The organism is Psychrobacter okhotskensis (assembly GCF_013248965.1).
Classification (GTDB): domain Bacteria; phylum Pseudomonadota; class Gammaproteobacteria; order Pseudomonadales; family Moraxellaceae; genus Psychrobacter; species Psychrobacter okhotskensis.
The window spans coordinates 1-906 of record NZ_JABRVQ010000068.1 but is presented as its reverse complement, the minus strand read 5'-3'; the positions used below and the strand labels follow the sequence as shown (position 1 = coordinate 906).

Sequence of the window (906 nt, the reverse complement as noted above, 5' to 3'; positions counted from 1 at the left end):
TAGGCAAGTACTCTCTAATCAAGCCATTGGTATTTTCGTTTGTTCCTCGTTGCCATGAGGCATAAGCATCAGCAAAGTAGAACCCACTATAGAGTCTTTGCTTAATGGCTTTATGATCCGCAAATTCCTTGCCATTATCGGACGTAATCGTCTTAACGTGTAGTTTCACTGGAGTTAGCATTACCACCATCGCATCCGCGACCAGATGAGCACTCTTTTTAGTCACTCGCTTCATCTTAACCAAACCTGTCTTTCGCTCTACCACTGTCACGATAGCTTGTTTATGGTTTTGACCAATGATGGTGTCCGCTTCCCAATCACCGATGCGGGATCGCTCTTTTACTACATGAGGGCGCTCATGAATTGAGATCCTGTCATTAATACGCCCACGAGTCTCAGTGGTAAGCCTTTGACGATAGGGTTTGGCTTTGCGTCTTAAATACTGCCATAGCGTGCCGCCTTGCCTCTTATCCGTCCATAAGTAACGATAGATACTCGTGTGACTGACTCCACTATGAACGCCTGCTATTTGCTCAGGACTCCACTGCAGTTTAAGCTTAGTCACGACCCAGTCCCAGACGTTTAAAATGATGGTGAAGGCATTATTTGCTCGCCTCGCTTTAGCGGTGTTGTCTGCATGCTTTGCCCGGTAGCCTCGTAGGCTTTTATTGCGTCTAAGCTCTCTTGATATGGTGCTGGGACTTCTGCCTAACGCCCCTGCTATAAATTTAATACTATGTTGTGCCCCTCTAAGGGCATAAATCTGATATCGTTCCTCTAGGCTTAGATGTGTATAGCTCATGGTTGCAATCTCACTTTGGCGGTGGATAGTAGCTTTGATGCTAGCGCATCTAGGCCTCTTTTTCACCTGCTCTTTGATATTGCACTTCATGTGTTAATCTAAGA

1 protein-coding gene is annotated in these 906 nt (G+C 45.7%); it reads right to left on the bottom strand.

Annotation, left to right across the window (positions count from 1 at the left end; translation table 11 throughout):
- The coding region (locus HQR03_RS14080) for an IS30 family transposase (RefSeq protein WP_173240661.1) at nucleotides 1-802 on the bottom strand (802 nt) is incomplete at its 3' end.
- Nucleotides 803-906 lie beyond the last annotated feature (104 nt).